This window comes from Pandoraea vervacti (genome assembly GCF_000934605.2).
In the GTDB taxonomy this organism is placed as follows: Bacteria; Pseudomonadota; Gammaproteobacteria; order Burkholderiales; family Burkholderiaceae; genus Pandoraea; species Pandoraea vervacti.
Window position 1 is genome coordinate 1,235,786 of record NZ_CP010897.2, and the last position, 18,602, is coordinate 1,254,387.

General features: G+C 63.2%; 19 protein-coding genes. 11 read left to right on the plus strand and 8 right to left on the minus strand.

What is annotated here, in order from left to right:
• Positions 1–120: 120 nt before the first annotated feature.
• Positions 121–1,017, minus strand: coding sequence for a sulfite exporter TauE/SafE family protein (locus tag UC34_RS05570; protein ID WP_237165246.1), 897 nt, complete (start codon positions 1,015–1,017; stop codon positions 121–123).
• A gap of 60 nt (positions 1,018–1,077) precedes the next feature.
• Here UC34_RS05570 and UC34_RS05575 point away from each other — a divergent pair, with 60 nt between their 5' ends.
• Together UC34_RS05575 and UC34_RS05580 are read left to right on the plus strand one after the other, a co-directional pair.
• The gene (locus tag UC34_RS05575) at positions 1,078–1,980 is read left to right on the plus strand and encodes a LysR family transcriptional regulator (RefSeq protein ID WP_237165247.1); all 903 of its coding nucleotides are present in this window, start codon (positions 1,078–1,080) and stop codon (positions 1,978–1,980) included.
• Between the two features lie 272 nt (positions 1,981–2,252).
• Positions 2,253–3,662 (plus strand): methyl-accepting chemotaxis protein, encoded by a 1,410-nt coding sequence (locus UC34_RS05580; RefSeq protein WP_044454531.1) that lies wholly within the window; start codon positions 2,253–2,255, stop codon positions 3,660–3,662.
• Positions 3,663–3,793: 131 nt separating this feature from the next.
• Here UC34_RS05580 and UC34_RS05585 read toward each other — a convergent pair whose 3' ends face one another.
• The 5 genes from UC34_RS05585 to UC34_RS05605 all read right to left on the minus strand — a co-directional run bounded on the left by UC34_RS05585 (position 3,794) and on the right by UC34_RS05605 (position 7,442).
• Positions 3,794–4,099 carry a hypothetical protein gene (locus UC34_RS05585; protein WP_084070380.1) on the minus strand — a complete coding sequence of 102 codons (306 nt, stop codon included), beginning with the start codon at positions 4,097–4,099 and terminating at the stop codon, positions 3,794–3,796.
• Positions 4,100–4,665: 566 nt separating this feature from the next.
• A complete protein-coding gene (locus UC34_RS05590; protein WP_052810907.1) occupies positions 4,666–5,250 on the minus strand; it encodes a hypothetical protein in 585 nt (194 codons plus the stop codon).
• Positions 5,251–5,335: 85 nt separating this feature from the next.
• Complete coding sequence (locus tag UC34_RS05595) at positions 5,336–5,473, minus strand: entericidin A/B family lipoprotein (protein ID WP_039374867.1); 138 nt, start codon at positions 5,471–5,473, stop codon at positions 5,336–5,338.
• A 131-nt stretch (positions 5,474–5,604) separates the two neighbouring features.
• On the minus strand, positions 5,605–5,811 hold the full coding sequence (locus tag UC34_RS05600) for a CsbD family protein (RefSeq protein WP_039374866.1): 207 nt from the start codon (positions 5,809–5,811) through the stop codon (positions 5,605–5,607).
• A gap of 146 nt (positions 5,812–5,957) precedes the next feature.
• Entirely contained in the window at positions 5,958–7,442 is a 1,485-nt protein-coding gene (locus UC34_RS05605) for a sensor histidine kinase (protein ID WP_052810908.1), read from the minus strand.
• Positions 7,443–7,718: 276 nt separating this feature from the next.
• Between UC34_RS05605 and UC34_RS05610 the strand changes: the two genes are divergently transcribed.
• The 9 genes from UC34_RS05610 (at position 7,719) to UC34_RS05650 (ending at position 15,022) form a co-directional block, all read left to right on the plus strand.
• On the plus strand, positions 7,719–7,895 hold the full coding sequence (locus UC34_RS05610; RefSeq protein ID WP_042114863.1) for a DUF1328 family protein: 177 nt from the start codon (positions 7,719–7,721) through the stop codon (positions 7,893–7,895).
• 28 nt (positions 7,896–7,923) lie between these two features.
• Positions 7,924–8,085 (plus strand): DUF1328 domain-containing protein, encoded by a 162-nt coding sequence (locus UC34_RS05615; protein ID WP_039374862.1) that lies wholly within the window; start codon positions 7,924–7,926, stop codon positions 8,083–8,085.
• Positions 8,086–8,275: 190 nt separating this feature from the next.
• A complete protein-coding gene (locus UC34_RS05620; RefSeq protein WP_044457791.1) occupies positions 8,276–8,833 on the plus strand; it encodes a ferritin-like domain-containing protein in 558 nt (185 codons plus the stop codon).
• Positions 8,834–8,904: 71 nt separating this feature from the next.
• Positions 8,905–9,546 carry a response regulator gene (locus UC34_RS05625; RefSeq protein ID WP_039400349.1) on the plus strand — a complete coding sequence of 214 codons (642 nt, stop codon included), beginning with the start codon at positions 8,905–8,907 and terminating at the stop codon, positions 9,544–9,546.
• A gap of 11 nt (positions 9,547–9,557) precedes the next feature.
• Positions 9,558–9,980, plus strand: a complete 423-nt coding sequence (locus UC34_RS05630) for a response regulator (RefSeq protein ID WP_044454541.1) — start codon at positions 9,558–9,560, stop codon at positions 9,978–9,980.
• 170 nt (positions 9,981–10,150) lie between these two features.
• On the plus strand, positions 10,151–11,185 hold the full coding sequence (locus tag UC34_RS05635; RefSeq protein WP_044454543.1) for a methionine ABC transporter ATP-binding protein: 1,035 nt from the start codon (positions 10,151–10,153) through the stop codon (positions 11,183–11,185).
• Positions 11,175–11,828 (plus strand): methionine ABC transporter permease, encoded by a 654-nt coding sequence (locus UC34_RS05640; protein WP_010804449.1) that lies wholly within the window; start codon positions 11,175–11,177, stop codon positions 11,826–11,828. The genes UC34_RS05635 and UC34_RS05640 overlap by 11 nt, the downstream gene beginning before the upstream one ends.
• 76 nt (positions 11,829–11,904) lie before the next feature.
• Positions 11,905–12,717, plus strand: a complete 813-nt coding sequence (locus UC34_RS05645) for a MetQ/NlpA family ABC transporter substrate-binding protein (protein WP_044454545.1) — start codon at positions 11,905–11,907, stop codon at positions 12,715–12,717.
• Between the two features lie 538 nt (positions 12,718–13,255).
• Positions 13,256–15,022: an EAL domain-containing protein gene (locus UC34_RS05650; RefSeq protein ID WP_237165248.1), complete on the plus strand. Its 1,767-nt coding sequence runs from the start codon at positions 13,256–13,258 to the stop codon at positions 15,020–15,022.
• Positions 15,023–15,096: 74 nt separating this feature from the next.
• Here UC34_RS05650 and UC34_RS05655 read toward each other — a convergent pair whose 3' ends face one another.
• Positions 15,097–16,713, minus strand: a complete 1,617-nt coding sequence (locus UC34_RS05655) for an APC family permease (RefSeq protein ID WP_044454547.1) — start codon at positions 16,711–16,713, stop codon at positions 15,097–15,099.
• Positions 16,714–17,128: 415 nt separating this feature from the next.
• Positions 17,129–18,580 carry an NAD-dependent succinate-semialdehyde dehydrogenase gene (locus UC34_RS05665; RefSeq protein WP_044457793.1) on the minus strand — a complete coding sequence of 484 codons (1,452 nt, stop codon included), beginning with the start codon at positions 18,578–18,580 and terminating at the stop codon, positions 17,129–17,131.
• Between the last annotated feature and the right edge of the window lie 22 nt (positions 18,581–18,602).

The following is an 18,602-nucleotide window of genomic DNA, read 5'->3' on the forward strand; positions in this document are numbered from 1 at the left end:
CCGGGAAACGAAGGCCGTCAGCATACCTCCTTCCCCGATTTTCCCGCGCTTTCTCTCTATTTTTCTCTCCCTTTTCTTCCTAATTTCCTTCTCAATTTCCCGGCGTTTGGCGCCAAACGTTCAGTGGCTGCGGATGAGCAACGCCACACCGGCCGCCAGTACGACGAGGTTCACCGCTTTGACGAACTGCGCACGCGAGAGGCGCAATGTGATGTGCCTGCCGAGCCACATGCCGACGATCATCGCAGGCACGAGCGACAAGGCGGTGACGAGCATCGAAGCATTGGCGTAGACCCCCGCGAACAGGAACAACGCGGCGCGCGCCAGCGTGCTGAATCCGATCAGCGTTGCCTGCGTGACGCGCATGGCTTCGACACGCTCCAGGCGGCTGGTGAGATAGATGGCGAAGACGAAACCGCCGCTGCCGAACATCGCGCCGAACATGCCGCCCAGAACCCCGAACGGTACCGCCCACGCTTGCGAAAGACGCGACGTCGCGCGCGGTCCGATCAACGAAAACAAGGCATAGCCGCAGACGAACCAGGCGAGCGAGCGCAGCAGCACGTCCGGTTGCAGGTGCAACAACAGTGCGCCGCCGGCCAGACTGCCCGCGAGAATGGCGGGCAGCCGCCGCTTTAGTTCCCCCATATCGGCCGCACGGGCATTGCGCATGACATTGCCGGATGCCGCGCCGAAATCGAGCAGCGCGAGCATCGGCACAATCTGCGCGACCGGCATTGCATAGGCGAGGATCGGACTGGCGACGAGCGCCGTGCCGAAGCCTGCAATGCCGAAAATCACGTAGGCGACGACGAGCGCAGCGCTCATGAGCAGCCAGTGGCCCGGCGGGGGCAGGGCGGTGACAAAGGCGTCGGAGACAGAGGCGTCGGAGACAGAGACAACCACAGCGACAACCGCAGCGATACCTGCAGCGGCGAGGGGGGATTTGGGTAACGTCGAGAACATGATGATGGGCAGGCGATTCGCGATTTCGGCACGCGGGGTTTCCGTCAGCATAGGGCCGCGTGCCGGTGCGGCGCCAATATAGAATGTGGCGATGTTCGATCTCGAAACGGCATGGTCATGGTGTCCCTGCGGCAGTTGCGTTATTTCCTGGAGGTGGTCGATGCGGGCGGATTCAGCGCGGCGGCCGAGCGGCTGTTCGTCGCACAATCGGCACTGAGCCGTCAGATTTCGGAGCTTGAGCGCGAGCTTCAGGCCGTGCTGCTCGAACGCTCTTCCAAGGGTGTGACGCTCACCCCCGCCGGACGCACGTTCGTCGACGAGGCGCGGCGCGTGCTCACCGAGCTTGAGGGATCCGTGGCGCTCACGCGCAGCGTCGCGCGCGGCGAGCAGGGCACCGTGCGGCTTGCGCACTCGAGTTCGGTGCCGTTCGCCGGGGTATGGCCTGCGGCGTTGTACGTGCATCTGCAAACGCATCGCGGCGTGAGCGTCGATGTCTCGACGCTGTCCTCCGAGCAGCAACAGGACGACATCGAGGCGGGGCGCATCGACGTGGGGCTGGTGCGATTACCGGTGCTGCGTCCCGCACCGACGCTCGTATGCGAGACGATCTTGCGAGAGCGCCTGTTGTTGCTCGTACCGAAGGGGCATACGCTGGCGGGCGAGGGCTCGGTGAGCGTGGCCGCGCTGGCCTCGGTGCCGTTCGTATCGTTGCCGCACCGCGAGCGGGGCGGGTTGAGCTACCGCGTGGCACAACTGTGCCAGCAGCACGGCTTCTTTCCACGGGCCGCTGCGGCCACCTCGCGCAAAGCGACGCTCGTCAATCTGGTCGCCGCCGGGTTCGGTGTGGCGCTCGTGCCGCAGAGTCTGGCGGCGCTTGCCGGGCCGGACGTCTGCCGGGTCGATCTCGAGGACGCGGGCGCCGACAGCGAAGTCGCATTGCTGCGCCGCCGCGACGCGGGCGAGCTTGTCATTGCGCTTGCCGACGCCATGCGCCGCGCAGTAAGTCCGGCGTAAGCCTTGCGTGCGAGTGTGGCTGCACAAACGTCGAAAAGTGGCGCAGTAGGTCGGGAGCGCCGGCGCAGGCCGGAGAGCGGACCCGGCGGGGATGGGGCACGCGAGGAAACCCTCAAGTCCGCCGTTTTTTCTCCCGTTATACTTTTCGACACAGGCTCAAGACAGCCAACGTGTGGCGCAGACGTCTGCCCGGCGCATTACGTATCTGGCAGTTCCGGCGACCGTCCCGCCCTCGTCATAACAAGCAGATCAGAGATGCGAGGAGACTGACGATGGGGCTATTCACGCGCTCAAGGGGAGCCGCGCAGACCAACATCATGAGCGAGGTGGCCAACAGTGCAGGCACCCTCGGCGTGGAGTTGTGCGATATCGCAGGTAACGTCGACGAAATCGCGGTTCGGATCAAGCGTCAGGCCGAGGTATTCCAGGAGCTTCGACGCGCCGCTACCGACACCAGCGAGGGTAATCAACGCATTGCGAGCGCCGCGCGCGACGCCCGCGATGTGGCCGATCGCGCGAGCGCGGAAATCGCGGCCTCGCGCAGCACCGCAGACGCGTCGCTGGCGTCCATTCACGGGCTGGTCGAAGGGGTCTCCGGCATGGCCGACGAGATCTCGGGATTGCGCGAAGCGCTCGATCACGTGGGCAAAGTGGCCGAAGGGATTTCCGTCATCGCCCGGCAGACCAATCTACTTGCGCTCAATGCCGCCATCGAGGCTGCGCGTGCGGGTGTCGCCGGGCGCAGCTTCGCGGTCGTGGCGACCGAGGTGAAGCTTCTCGCGAGCAAGACGGCGGAAGCCACGCAGCAGATCGAGCACACGCTCGCCGCGCTGAGCGAGCGCACCGAGCGCCTCATGCGCGAGAGCAATGCCAACGTCGCGCGTGCCAACGACGCACGTGAAGGGACCCGTGCGATTGCGAGTGTGATCGAGACGGCAGGCAACGCGCTCGATACGTTCGACCGTCAGGCCGGGCAGATTGCGCAGGCGAGCGAAGCCATCGAAAACGAGTGCAGCACGCTCGCCGCCCACGTCGATGAGATGGCCGACGGCGTGACCCACTCCGCCGATCATGTCGAAAGCGCGCGCGAGCGCATCAACGGCTTGCTCTCGGTGTCGGAGCATTTGATCGGCCTGATCGCGGAGGCGGATGTCGAAACCGAGGACACGCCATTCATTCGCGCGGTGCGCCGCGCGGCCAAGCAGGTCGGGGAGAGCTTCGAGGCGGCGCTCGCGAAGGGCAAGATCAGTGAACAGGAATTGTTCGATCGTCGCTACGAACCGATTCCGGGATCGAATCCGCAACAGTTGATGGCGCGCTTCACGCGCTTCACCGACGAGACGTTGCCGGCGATCCAGGAACCGCTGCTCGACATGAACGAGCGCATCACCTTCTGCGCGGCGGTCGACGAAAACGGCTACTTGCCCACGCACAACCGAAAGTTCTCCCAAGCGCCCACCAACGACCCGGTCTGGAACGCCGCGCACTGCCGCAACCGGCGACTCTTCAACGACCGTACCGGCGCGGCGGCCGGGCGCAATACCAAGCCGCTGTTGCTCCAAACGTATCGCCGGGATATGGGGGGCGGGGAGTTCGTGGTGATGAAGGACGCCTCCGCACCGATTTATGTCAACGGACGTCACTGGGGCGGCTTCCGCATCGCTTATCGCGTGGCACGCTGAGCCGGTGTTGGTGGGCTTGGCCAGTTGCGACACCCTCACCGCCTGGGACGATCAACGCAAACGCGCCGCCAACCTTTCGGTCGGCGGCGCGTTTGCCGTGCGCTTGCGAGAACCGGAAACCCGGCCGTCGATCAATAGCCGTACCAGCGGCCGTGACGCCAGTATCCGCGGCCGTAGTAGCCGCCGTACGGACGGCCGTAATACACCGGGGGCGGGCCGTAATAGGCAGGGGCGGGCGCCACATAGACAGGCGGCGGGGCGACATAGACCGGGGGAGGCGGCGCCACGTAGACCGGCGCTGGCGCATAGACCGGTGCCGGTGCGATCAGCGGTACGCCAATACCGATCCCGACCGAGACGTGTGCCTGCGCCGTCCCGATCGCACCCGCGGCGAGCGCGATCCCGGCGATGGCAAGGGCGGCAAACTTGGTTTTCATGACATTTCTCCTGCGGACTTGGCAGCGTACTGATGACGGCGCCCGGACGGCACCATGCCGTTCGACTCGCCCGGTGCCCGCCGGCACCCTGATTCCTCAGATTCCTTAGCTTAACTTTACTGAAGTTCCGAAACGCGGTCCCGTCGCAATTGTTGCAAAGTATGCGCGGGCGGCCGGTGTGGGGAACGTTCGGGCGTAGAAAAGCGGCCGCCAAACGTGTAAATCAGGCCTCTATTCTATGAAGAATCAACGGTTTGCGCTGGTTTCGGTTGACATGATCCGGGGCGCTTCACGCCTCAGGACGCGTGACGGCGCGCGACACTTGTTACATTCATTTACATGACGCGTGCGTCGTGTGGTGGAAAAACAGCGGGCGAATGCCGCTTGTGCGGCACTCGCCCGTTGCCGGCATCCGGCGTACACCGAGTCGCGTACATCGAATCGTATACGCAGTGGATGCCTTCTCCTCCCTGCTAAAAACGTTCTCTTGCGAGATGTTTGCTCACGCCTGTCGTTAGCGGAGCCGGTACCGGTATCCCTGCGGATACCGATAATCGGTGGCGCTTTTACTGTTGGAAGCGCGCCTTCGCGTCTGCCACGCAACTGTCCTTGCTGCTGCCCGACAGGGCGTCGCAACGTTCCATTGCTGCCTTGTACTCGGCCTTGTTGGCGTCGGCGTTGGCGTCCTTGCGGGCTTCCACCGTATCCTTGGACGACTCGCGGCTGGTGCGCATGACCTTGGCGTCGCCGTAGGCCTTCGTCTTGGCCGCGTCGGCGTCCTTCACGCAGACATCCTTGTCGTTGCCCTTCTTGTCGTCGCAGCGCAGCTTGGCGACGCGGTAGTCGGCGTCGGCCTTGGCAATGGCGGCGTCATAGCGGGCCTTCGGCGTCTGCTTATAATCGGCCTCCGCGTTGGCCTTGGCAATCTTCTCTTTGCCCTTTGCGTCCTCGACGCAGATTTTCTTCGCGTTGTCCTTCATGTCGTCGCAACGCGCGGACGCCGCCTTGTAGTCGGCCTCGGCAGATTTCTGCGCGGCTTCGTAACGGTCCTTGGCGGCGGCGTCGGCGGCGCTCGCTGCTGTGGCGCTCAGCATGCCTGCGGCCGCGATACACGCGCAGGTCAGGACGTTCATGGCGATTCGATGTGACATGTCAGAGTCCTCCTTGGCTGGGTTGTGGCGAGCATGAGGCGCGACGCAAGGGCGTCGCGCGTCGTGTTTCGAGGAATCCGCCGGGTTACTTGTTGCGGTCGGCGGCGCCCTGAATGGCTTCGCCTCCCTTCTCGACGTCCTTACCCGCGCCGTGGATGGTGTTGCAGCCGGCGAGGCCCAGTGCGAAGCCCGAGAGCAGAGCGATGGCGATCAGTCGTTTCATTTTGATTTCTCCTTGGAGAGAGATGGCGTCCGAGGCGCAATGCAAGCGCGAGGAGGGAGGGCAGTGCCCGCCTCCCGGCGGGCAAGGACCTGCGTGCGAGCGGTGTTGCGCCAAAGGCGCGCTTACCAGACTTACCAGAGCTTGTGCTGGTTGTTCCAGGTATCGACTTCACGTTCGGCGTCGGCCTTGGCCTTGCCGTAGCGTTCCTGAATCACACCGACGAACTTGTCGCGGTTGCCCTCGATCTTGAGCAGATCGTCGTCGGTCAGGTTGCCCCACTGCTTCTTCGCTTCGCCCTTGAGCTGGTTCCACTTGCCCTTGATCAGATCCGAGTTCATAGCAACTCCTCAATGTTGGGTTGGATTCATGTCCTCTGACCCGCGCCCGGTGAGGCGGCGGGAGGTGATTCCATGGTAGGGAGTGCGAAGTGTTCGCGCTGTCAGCCGCGTTGTCGTCGCGGTGTAGGCGGAGTCGGGTTGCGCTGTCAGTGCATTCCGACCGGCGGGCGCGGGGGCGAATCGGCGGCGTCGGCGGCGTCGGATTGTGACGTCGCAGTGCTCTCGGTGACTTCCGAGGCGATCTCCGGCGCGTCTGCCGGATTGCACAGCGGCAGAACGACCTGGATTTCGGTGCCTAGCCGTTGCGGCAGCGAATGGATATCGATGCGTCCGCCCTTGGCCGACACGCGCTGGCGCATGCCGAACAAACCGTGTGTCTTGGGCTTGTTGAACTGATCGGGCGTGAGGCCGATGCCGTTGTCGATGACTTCGAGCCGTACGCGTTGGTCGTCGCACGCCAGCGCCACGCGAACCGCGGTCGCGCGCGCATACTTGCCCGCATTCGTCAGCGCTTCCTGCGCCACGCGGAACAGGACGATGGCGGTCGATTCGGGCAGCGCGAAATCCTCTTCGGGCAAATCCAGGTCGAGTTGCCAGTGCTGCTGGTCGGCGGTTTCCTCGGCAAGCGAGCGCAAGGCCGTCACCAGCCCGAAGTTGATCAGCACGGTCGGGCGCAGGTTTTCGATGATGCGGCGCTTGGTCTGAATGCCGGAGTCGAGGTTGCGCTGCGCGCGCGCGAGCTTGTCGGAGATCACGGGGTCGACGTTGCGCAGTTTGTGATGCGCCCACGTCACGTCCATCTTGCAGGCAGTCAGAATGGCGCCGAGTTCGTCGTGCAGCTCGCGCGACAGACGTGTCTTTTCATCCTCGCTTACGTTCTGCAAGTGCGTTGCCAACTCGTCGAGCTGTTCGGTACGTTCGCGCACCAGCCGGTCGAGATGCGCCTGCTGCTCGTGCAACTGGTCGCGTGCAAGTTGTTCCTGCCGCATTTGCTTGCCGAGCGTGCGGAACAACAGAATGAACAGCAAGATCGTGAGCACCGACAACGCGCCGGCGCTGATGGCCGAGATCGCCTGATCGAAGCGGCCGTTGTCCTGCGCGGTGCGCGCGCGGGCTAGTTCGCGATTGTAGAGATCGGTAATGCCGGTCTGCACCGATTCCATCGTCCCGAGGCCAAGGTTCGACGGCGAGAGCGCTTCCTCGAGCGTCATCTGGCCCTGCGCGAGCGCGGCGCGCGCCGTGTCCATCGCGGTGATTCGCTGCGAGAACAACTGCATGATGCGCGCGAAGTCGTGCGTGGCCTGATCGTCGTGGACATTCTGATAGTGCTGGATGATCAGCGCGGAAAGATCGCGAATGCGCCGCACGGCCGACAGATACGGATCGAGATAGGCGGGATCGTTCGTGAGCACATACCCGCGCTGACTTGCCACCACGGTAGACGTGCGCGCAATGATCTCATTGAGTTCATTGGCGGCCATCATGTTTTGCAGCGCCGCTTCGTAGGTAGAGGCGAGCCGACGGTGCGCCGATTCGAGCCCGATCAGACTGCCGACCGTTATCACGATCGCGGCGATCATGGCGATGATCCAGCTTCTGCGACGCAACCAGGACGTGAACAATCGGGGCATTGGGGAAGTCAGGCCTTGTTGAGTGGCATTGATGCGGCTGTGGACAGGGTATCGGTGCGAAATGCGCTTTGATAATACGGCGAAAATTGTGCAATTCGAGCAATTGTCAGCCAATTCCTACGCAAAAACCAGCGCCGCGCGGGCAGTCCCGTGTGCGGCATTTTTCTACTATGCACTCAGCACCCTGAGGTTTGGACGCTGAGCAATGCCTCACGAACTGGCGTCGGGGAGCAGAGAAAGTCTCCGGGAAATGTCGCTTTAACCAAGGAGAACGCCATGCTGAAGTGGGCTTTGTTGTTTGCGCTGATCTCGATCGTGGCCGGCCTGTTGGGCTTTACCGGGATCGCCGCGGGTGCCGCCGGGATCGCGAAGATTCTGTTCGTACTGTTCCTGGTGCTGTTCGTGATCTTCCTGCTGCTTGGCCTGACCGTCGCCAAGAAGATCGTCGACTAGCTATTCGACCACATACGAGGAGGTTGCGATGCTTCACTACGCCGTCGTTTTTTTCGTGATCGCTCTGATTGCCGCGGTTTTCGGCTTTACAGGAATTGCGGCCGGCGCCGCCGAGATCGCGAAGATCCTGTTCTTCATCTTCCTGGTGATCTTCCTGGTCACGCTGCTCTTCGGGGTGGTCCGACGATAGTCACGGTCAGGAAGACGGGGCGGCGCGCGCGCCGCCCCTTGCCGTGTCTGGCCATTTCCGGCATTGCAGTCGCGCCCGGACGCCGCCGATGTGCCGCCAACCCTGCCAACCCGCCAACCCTCGATAACCGCTACAGGAGAATTCGCCAATGCATACCGCCAAGCAAGCCAAACAGCACGCCAAGCACGCGATGACCGGTAATGGTCACGGCCAGCACGGCGGAGAGGATTTTGAAATCGACGTTCGCGCCCTGCGTGAGCGTGCCCGTGAGCACCTCGACGACGGTGCCGTCACGGAAGATTACCGTGCCGATCGCGACGCGGTCGTGCACATGCTCAATGACGCGCTCGCCACCGAACTGGTTTGCGTGCTGCGCTACAAGCGCCACCACTTCATGGCGACGGGCATTCACGCCGAACCCGTGGCGGCGGAATTCGCCGAGCACGCCGCCCAGGAGCAGGATCACGCGGATCGCATTGCGGCGCGGATCGTGCAACTCGGGGGCGAGCCCGATTTTTCGCCGGACAGCCTGTCGTCGCGCAGCCACGCCGAATATGTCACCGGTAACAATTTGCGCGACATGATTCGCGAAAACCTCGTCGCTGAGCGTATTGCGATTGAGAGTTACCGCGAGATGATTCATTATTTAGGCGACCGGGATACCACGACGCGTCGCATGCTCGAAGAGATTCTCGCCGTCGAGGAAGAGCATGCCGACGACATGCGAGATCTTCTCGATCGGGAGTGAAGCCATGTTGAGCGCGTCGAAATCACTCAAGCGCGGCCAGCAGGCCGACGGGGACAGTCTCTGGAGCTTAGATGTCACTGACAATAAAAATCCTGATTGCCGACGACCACGCCATCGTTCGTACCGGCTTCAAGCAATTCATTGCCGACGAGTCGGATATGGAGGTGCTTGGGGAGGCGGCGAGCGGAGACGAAGTGATTCGTGCCGTGCGCGAAACCGAATTCGATGTCGTGCTGTTGGATATCGCCATGCCTGACAAGAACGGCATCGACACCCTGCGCGTGATCAAGCAGCTCAGACCGGAGCAGGGGGTGCTGTTCCTGTCCACTTACCCGGAGGCGCAATATGCCGTGAATTTGCTGCGCGCCGGGGCGGACGGTTACCTGATGAAGGACGCTGCGCCCGAGGAAATCATCCGGGCGATCCGCACGGTGGCACGCGGTCATCGCTATGTCAGTGAAGTGACGGCGGACCTGCTCGCGCAAAAGCTCGACAAGCCTGTCGACGAGCCGATGCACGAGCAGCTCTCGGAGCGCGAGTTTCAGGTGTTTTGCAAGCTCGCGCAGGGGCGCACCCCCACCGAGATCGCAGACGAGCTGCATTTGTCGGTGAAGACCGTCAGCACGTACCGTGCGCGGGTGCTGGAAAAGATGCATTTGAAAACCAATGCCGATCTTACGCTGTACGCGCTCAAGAACGGCTTGATAAGTTGAGAGAGGCTGTCATGTCAACCGGGAACGCGGCAACGCTTACGGGGTCCCGTTTGCCCCTGAAGGTGCTGCTGATCGAAGACTCGGCGGTGATTCGCGAGAGCCTGTCTGAAGCGCTCGGTTCTACCGGGATGCTGGAAGTGACAGGCGTGGCGGAGACGGCCGACGACGCGGTCCGCACCCTGGAAAACGATTCCTTCGACGCGGTGATCGTCGATATTCAGTTGCGGCGTGGTTCCGGGATGGACGTGCTGTCGTATCTGCACAGCAAGGGCATGCTCGAAAAGCTCATGGCCATCGTGCTGACCAATTACGCCCTGGCGACCTACCGCAAACGCTGCCAGCAACTCGGCGTGCAGCATTTCTTCGACAAATCGCTGGAATTCGACCGGGTTATCGAAGTGCTCGACGAATTTGCGACCGAACGCGCGCGCTGACCCCCGATCGTCGGCCTCGCCCGACTACCTCTGGAATTCGGCATAAAGAGATCAAATTTTATTATTTTCAACTATTTAGGCGCATGGGCTAGAATGTCGCCTTTGCGCTAAATAGAGTCTTGGCGGCGGCACTGCGGGCGGTTTTGGCAGTGGGGCTGCTATTTTTTTGCATGATCGAACTCCAGAACATCACCCAGCGCTTCGCTGGACCCAAGGGGCCGATCGACGCGCTCTCCAATATCAGCCTGTCGATCGAGCGCGGCGAAGTTTTCGGCATCATCGGCCGAAGCGGCGCCGGCAAAAGCACGCTCGTGCGTGTCATCAACCTGCTTAACCGTCCCAGTGACGGTTCCGTGCGGGTCGACGGTCAGGACCTGAGCGCGCTGTCGTCGGACGAACTGCGTCAGGCACGCCGCCGCATCGGCATGATTTTCCAGCACTTCAACCTCCTTAGCTCGCGCACCGTCTACGAGAACGTAGCGCTTCCGCTCGAACTCGCGGGCGCCTCGGCCGCCGAGATCCGCGCGAAGGTGCTGCCGTTGCTCGAACTCGTGGGGCTGACGGCGCAAAAGGATCGTTACCCGTCACAGATTTCCGGCGGTCAGAAGCAGCGTGTGGGCATCGCCCGTGCGCTGGCGAGCGAGCCGCAGGTGCTGCTCTCGGACGAAGCCACCTCGGCGCTCGATCCCGAGACGACGCGCTCGATCCTCGATCTGCTCAAGCGCATCAATCGTGAGCTGGGCCTGACGATCGTGCTCATCACGCACCAGATGGAAGTCATCAAGCAGGTCTGCGACCGGGTCGCGGTGCTCGATGCGGGCCGTGTGGTCGAACAGGGCGCCGTGATCGACGTGTTCCTGCGCCCGCGCCACGATGTGACGCGCGCCCTGATCGGCGACGTGATTGCGCAGGAATTGCCCGCAGGCGTGCGCGAGCGCGTGGCGTCGCGTATTGGCAATGGACACGACCATCTGTATCGCCTCGCGTTCTCGGGCGCCGGCGTCGACCAGCCGTTGCTGTCCGAAGCGATTCGCCGTTACGAACTCGATTTCAACATCCTGCACGGCCAGATCGACGAGATCCAGGGGCAGGCATTCGGATCGCTCGCCGTGATGGCGGGCGGCACCCCGGCCCGTGTGGCCGAAGCCATGGCGTTCCTCGCCAGTGCAGGCGTCGTCGTTGAGGAGCTGAGCCATGTGGAGTGAAATGTTCGATCTGTTCGTCTCCTCGTTCTGGGAGACGCTCATCATGGTTGGTATCTCCGGTCTGATCGGCGCGGTTGTGGGAGTGCCGCTCGGCGTGCTGCTGTATCTGACGGATCGCAACGGTGTGTTGCAGAACCTGCCGACCAACCGGATCGTCGGGATCATCGTCAACGCCGTGCGCTCCACGCCGTTCATCATTTTGCTGGTAGCCGTCATTCCGTTCACGCGACTGATCGTGGGCTCATCCATCGGTACGATGGCTGCCGTGGTGCCGCTGACCATTGCGGCCGCGCCGTTCGTGGCGCGCCTGGTCGAGACCGCGTTGCGTGAAGTCGACCGGGGCCTGATCGAGGCCGCCCAGTCGATGGGCGCAACGACCGGACAGATCGTCATGAAGGTGCTGCTGCCCGAAGCCCTGCCGGGCATCGTTGCGGGGCTGACGATCACGTTCGTGAGTCTCGTCGGTTATTCGGCCATGGCTGGCGCCATTGGCGGCGGCGGGCTTGGCGACCTCGGCATCCGCTACGGTTATCAGCGCTTCCTGCCGGAAGTCATGATTACCGTCGTGCTGATCCTGATCGTTTTCGTGCAACTGGTGCAGACGTTCGGCGACTGGCTGGTGCGGCGTCTGAGCCACAAGTAAGTTCAAATCACTGTCGTCATTCGCAAAAGTACTTCTCGCCGGCCCACCGGCACGCTACTCAAACTCGGGGTTATTTATGCAACGTCGTACGCTCTTCAAGCTGCTGGCCGGTGTCGGCGCCGCCACGGTTTTCGCCACGCAATTCGCAGCGCCCGCTGCCGCTGCTGACGCCGTCAACCTGAAGGTCGGTGTGACGGGCGGCCCGCACGCCCAGATTTTCGACGAAGTGAAGAAGGTCGCCGCCAAGGATGGCCTGAACATCAAGGTCATCGAGTTCAGCGACTACGTGCAGCCGAACGCCGCCTTGTCGTCGGGGGATCTGGACGTGAACAGCTACCAGCACCAGCCGTATCTCGATGCGCAAGTGAAGGATCGCGGCTACAAGCTCGAATCCATCGCCAAGACCGTGATCTTCCCGATGGGCATCTACTCGAAGAAGCTCAAGTCGCTGGCCGATCTGAAGACGGGCGACAAGGTCTCGCTGCCGAACGACCCGACCAACGGCGGTCGCGCGCTGCTGTTGCTGCAAAAGCAGGGCCTGATCAAGCTGCGTGCAGACGCCGGCCTGAAGGCAACGCCGATCGATGTGGCCGAGAACCCGAAGAAGCTCAAGTTCGTGGAGCTGGATGCTGCCCAACTGCCGCGCTCGCTCGACGACGTTGCGGTGGCAGTCATCAATACCAACTTCGCCATGGAAGCCGGTCTGAACCCGAAGAAGGATTCGATCGCCATCGAAGACGCCAATGGTCCGTACGCCAATGTGCTGGTGATTCGCACGGCGGACAAGAACAAGCCGTGGGTCGCCAAGCTGATCAAGGCTTACCACTCCCCGGAAGTGAAGGCGTTCATCGAACAGAAGTTCGGCGGCTCGGTCGTCACGGCCTGGTAAGGTTGAGGATGTTGTGAGGCGGCTCGCCGTATCGCGGTGAGCAGGCTCCGGAAAACGGCAACGCCCAAGCGGCGTTGCCGTTTTTTTTGTCCCTGCACGGTACAGGTGCCCCGGCGAGGCTACGGGTTTGCGCGCGGCACGACATTTGTTGCGATCCCGGCGCTGTCACGGTTTTGTCAAATAACGGCGATAGCCTGAGTGCCAAGTAAAAGAAGGTGCCTGCGGGCACCGTCACAAGACGCGGATATGGGCCAAAGAGCAGCGACCGCACGCGAAGCACGGGGAACGGGTGAGACTTCATCGGGGCGCACTGCCACCGGTGCGCGCGATGGCGCCCGACAAATGCCCGCACGACGTAATGCTGCTTGGCTGTTTGCATGCGCGCGGCGCACCGCACCGACTTACGGAGTCTGAGTTGAACCCTCTCCCGCCTGCCGCTGTTGCCGGGATACGTCCGCAGGAACGCTTTCCTTCTTCATCGACGGCTGCTTCCACGACCTCGCACCCGCCCTCTTATGCAGAGCCCGATGAGGCATCGTTGCTTGCGGAACTGTGCGAGGGCGTTGGCCTGACCTGCGTCTTCCAGCCGATTGTCGACTTCCGCACCTCGGAGGTGGCCGGATACGAAGGCCTGGTGCGCGGGCCGGCCGGCACGACGATCCACTCGCCGATGGCGCTCTTCGCCGCAGCGCGCCGTCACGGCCTGCTGGGTCCGCTGGAACTCGCCTGTCGGCGCACGGTGCTGCGCGGCTTCGTTGCGCAGGACCTGCCGGAACGTCTTTTCCTGAACATCGGTCCGGTCACACGGGCACAGCCCGGCGGCGGCGTGAGTGAATCGCTCGGGCTCGACGAGACGTTTGCGATGTTGCAATCGTTTCGCCTGCCGCCCGAGCGGGTGGTCCTCGAACTCACGGAACATGCCCCCACGCTGGATCTTGCGAGCACCCGTGCTTCGCTCGCGGCCTATCGCGCGCTCGGCTTCGAAGTGGCCCTCGACGACATGGGGGAGGGCTATGCGAGCCTGCGCCTGTGGTCGGAACTGCGCCCCGATTACGTCAAGATCGACCGGCATTTCGTCGACGGTATCGACACCGACACGGTCAAACTCCAGTTCGTGCGATCGATGCGTCAGATCGCGGAGACGAGCGGCACGCGCGTGATTGCAGAGGGGATCGAACACGCGGAAGAACTGCAGGTGGTGCGCGATCTGGGGATCTTCCTCGGCCAGGGGTATTTCATTGCGCGACCCGAAGCGCAGCCGCAGCGCGCGATCACGGCGAACGTGCAGGAGGTCGTGAACGAGCGGCGCGCCTATGTGCATCAGCAACCGAGCCAGCTGGGCGCTGGCAACGTGACGCTGGAGCGCATTGCCTCGTACGTTGCACCGGTCTCGCCCGACACGCGCAGCGAGGATGTCGTGGCACGTTTCGAGAGCGATCCGGCGCTGGAAGTGTTGCCGGTCGTCGAGCGCGAGCGCGCCGTAGGCCTGATCGGACGGGCTTCGCTGATCGGGCGGTTTGCGCGTCCGTTCACGCGTGAGCTTTACGGGCGCAAGCCGTGCTCGGCCGTGATGGAACCCCGCCCGCTCACCTTCGACAAGGGCGCACGGGTCGAGGATCTGAGCCGGATGATCGCCGAAGGCGCAAGCCGACAGATTGCGGCGGGCTTCATCGTGACGGATCAGGGGCGGTACTTCGGCGTGGCGCAGGGTCATGCGCTCATGCGCCACATCACCGACATGCAGCTGGATGCGGCACGTTACGCCAATCCGCTGACGCTGCTGCCCGGCAACGTGCCGATCGACGACTATATGGATCGCATGATCGGCGAGCGGCAATCGTTTCACGCCTGCTACGTCGATCTGGACAACTTCAAACCGTTCAACGACGTGTTCGGCTATCGCCGCGGCGACGATCTGATTCAACTGGTCGCGCGCGTGCTCATGGCGGTGCGCAATCCGGAGCGCGATTTTCTCGGGCACATCGGTGGCGACGACTTCCTGATTCTCTTTCGTAGCCCCGACTGGGAAACCCGCTGCCGCGAAGCCCTCACGCGGTTCGGCGAAGCCGTGACGGAATACTTTCATCCAGATCAGATTGCGGCGGGCGGATTCGAAGCGGAAGACCGGCGCGGCATGGTCATCTTCCATCCCATCACCAGCCTGTCGATTGGCGTCGTTGCCGTCACGCCGGAGAGTTTTCCCTCACACGTCGAAGTCTCGGCTGCGGCCGCCGATGCCAAGAAGATGGCCAAACGTGCGCTTGGCAACAGCCTGTTCATCGAGCGGCGACGCGCGCATCGTTAGGGCGAGAGGTGTCCTCGTCAACGAAAAAGCCCGCCGATCGGCGGGCTTAGCGTCATGCATCCGGGAACCGGCGCCTAGTGTGACAGCGCGGGCATGCCTTCCATGCTGGCGGCGTCCTGTTCACGCTCTTCCGAAAGGTACGGCGTGCGCCAGCCTGCCTTGACGCCCCAGTGATAGAACGCGAGCGACAGCACGGCCACGATACCCATGTCCCAGCCGTAAGGCAGCAACCCCAGCCCCCCGAATTCCTTGCTGCCGATGTACGAGCACAGCGCCATGCAGGGCAGGTAGCCGATGAGCCACCACGAAGCCTTCAGGTCACGACCGAAGCCCTGCCACTTGTCCTTTGCCTGATAGTAGAAGTAGACGGGCAGCGCCACGACGACCAACACGATGATCTCGCCAGTCAGCGGCCAGCGTGCCCAATACAGAATCAGCGATGCGCATACGAACGCGAACGGCGCGATCAGCGACAGGCCGGGCAGACGCAGCGGGCGGTGCATGTCCGGCGCCGAGTGGCGTAGCGCCATGACGCTGATCGGGCCGGTCAGGTAGGAAATCACGGTAGCGACCGAAATCACGGCGGCCAGCGAGTCCCAGCCGCGGAAGAAGAACATGAAGACGAACGAGATCGCGAGGTTGAACCACATTGCCGGGCGGGGCACGCCGTACAGCGGATGCACGCGGCCGAGAATCGCCGGCAGGGTGCGGTTGCGCTCCATCGCGTAGATCATGCGGCTCGTGGTCGCCATGTAAGTGGTGCCAGTGCCGCTCGGGCTCAGGAACGCGTCGAAATACAGCACGATGGCCAGCCAGTTCAGGCCGAGGGCGATCGCCAGCTCGGCGAACGGCGAGCTGAAGCTCACCATGTGCCAGCCGCCCGCGAGTTGCTCGGGCGAGAGCGCCCCGATGTAGGCGACTTGCAGCAACAGATAAATGACGGTGGCCAGCAGGATCGAGCCGACGACGGCAAACGGAATGCTGCGGCCCGGATCTCGCGCCTCTCCGGCGAGGTTCACCGGGCTCTGAAAACCGTTGAATGCGAACACGATGCCCGACGTGGCAACAGCGGTTAGCACGGCCGACATGCCGTTCGGTGCGAAACCGCCATGCTCGGCCATATTGAAGTTGCCCGGATGAAAGCCCGCGATCATGAGGCCGGCGATGGTCAGCGCGGGAATCGCGAACTTGAACAGGGTGATGGCCGTGTTGGCGCGCGCGAAAAGCTTCACGCCCCAGTAGTTCAGCATGAAGTAGACGATCACCAGCAGGGCGGACAACGCCAATCCGCTTGTTGTGAGCGTGCCGTCCACGAACAGCGCGTTCGCCCAGTCGTACGGCCATGTGCTCATGTACTGGATCGACGCTTCGGCCTCGATGGGAATGACCGAGACGATCGCGATCCAGTTGGCCCACGCAGCGATGAAGCCGACCAGACTGCCGTGCGAGTAACGGGAGTAACGCACCATGCCGCCCGACTCCGGGAACATGGCGCCGAGTTCGGCGTAGGTCAGGGCGATGGCGAGAATCACGACGGCGCCGATGAGCCAGGCGAACAGGGCGGCCGGGCCGGCAATCTTGGCGGCTTTCCAGGCGCCGAAAAGCCACCCGGAGCCGATGATCGAACCGAGGCCGGTCAACATCAGGGCGAACGGCCCGATGTTGCGCATGAGGGATTGATTGTTGTCCATTCGATGTCTTGTCTTCTCCACGCCCGGGGGGAGCAGGCGGCCACGCCATGAGGGGGCAGGAGCGGCACGCTGCGCGAGGGCGGACACGTCGGCAGGCCGGTCGCCGTCACAACGAACATGACGGCGCGGGGGCGGCGCTGACGAACGCGACTTCTGTTGATCGACTTCGCAAACCCCCAGGACCCCGACATCGCACCGCCGGGTGAGCGCGCAGTGCCCGAATTGGGGTCGGAGTGGGCGTTCGCGAAAAAAGCGCGATTCTACCCGAGCCGTGCCACGTGTGTGGGACTTTGTAACACTTTCGGGATGGGCGCCGGTTCGACGACGTTAGCCGGATATGGGCGCAAGCCAGTCACGGCGCGGTTCGCGCCGTGGGAATCGGACTATTACAAATTGTTAAAGGGTCAGATGTGAATCACATCCCGGCCAGGCACAGATACTTCATTTCAAGGTACTCGTCGATGCCGTATTTCGACCCTTCCCGGCCCAACCCGGATTGCTTCACGCCACCAAACGGGGCTACTTCGTTCGAGATCAGGCCGGTATTGATCCCGACCATGCCCGCTTCGATGCCTTCGGCCACGCGCCAGATGCGGCCGACGTCGCGGGCGAAGAAGTAGGACGCCAGGCCGAAGTCCGACGCGTTCGCGAGCCGGATGCCCTCGGCTTCGTCCTTGAAGCGGAAGACGGGGGCGACCGGCCCGAAGGTCTCCTCCTGAGCGACGAGCATGTCGGCGCTGGCGTCGGCCACGACGGTGGGTTCGAAGAAGCGGCCGTGCAGCACCTTGCCCCCGACCGTCACACGACCGCCCCTGGCGATGGCGTCCTGCACGTGTCGTTCGACTTTGGTGATGGCGGCGTCCTCGATCAGCGGGCCGATGGCGACACCCGGCTCGAAGCCGTTGCCCACGCGCAGCTTGCCAACCGCTTCGGTGAGCTTTTCGACGAAGGCGTCGTAGATGCCGTCCTGCGCGTAGATGCGGTTCGCGCACACGCACGTCTGCCCCGCGTTACGGAATTTGGAGGCGATGCATCCCTCGACGGCGGCGTCCACATCGGCATCGTCGAAGACGAGGAACGGGGCGAGGCCGCCCAGCTCCAGGGCGACCTTTTTGATCGTCGACGCACATTGCGCCATGAGTTGGGCGCCCACGGGCGTGGAACCGGTGAAGGACAGATGGCGCACGCGTGGGCTGGAGCTCAGCACGTTGCCTACGTCGGACGAGTTTTTCGACGTGACGACATTGAACACCCCCTGAGGCAGACCGGCACGGTCGGCCAGTTCGGCAAGAGCGAGCGCCGAGAGCGGGGTGAGGCGTGCCGGTTTGACGACGATGGTGCAGCCCGCCGCAATGGCCGGGGCGATCTTGCGGGTGATCATCGCAATGGGGAAGTTCCATGGCGTGATCGACGCACATACGCCGATGGGCTGTTTGAGCACCAGCATCCGCTTGCCGCCTTCGGGCGAGGCCAGAACGTCGCCATCGATACGCTTGGCTTCTTCGGCAAACCACTCGATGAACGAGGCGCCGTAGGCCACCTCGCCTTTGGCCTCGGTGAGCGGCTTGCCTTGCTCGGCGGTCATGATGGCGCCGAGATCGTCCTGCGCCTGCATGATGAGATCGAACCAGCGACGCATGATGCGCGCGCGCTCCTTGCCCGTCTTGCCGCGCCACGCCGGCAGCGCCGCTTCGGCTGCGACCAGCGCACGTTCGGCCTCCTTGGCGCCGAGGTCGGCCACTTGCGCGATCTCGGCATCGGTCGCGGGATCGTTGACGGCGAAGGTGGCGTGGGAGTCGGCCTGCGTCCAGTCGCCGTCGATGTAGGCGTCGGATCTGAGCAGTTCGGGGTCTTTCAGACGGGACAGCGCCGGATGCGCTTTGGCCGAG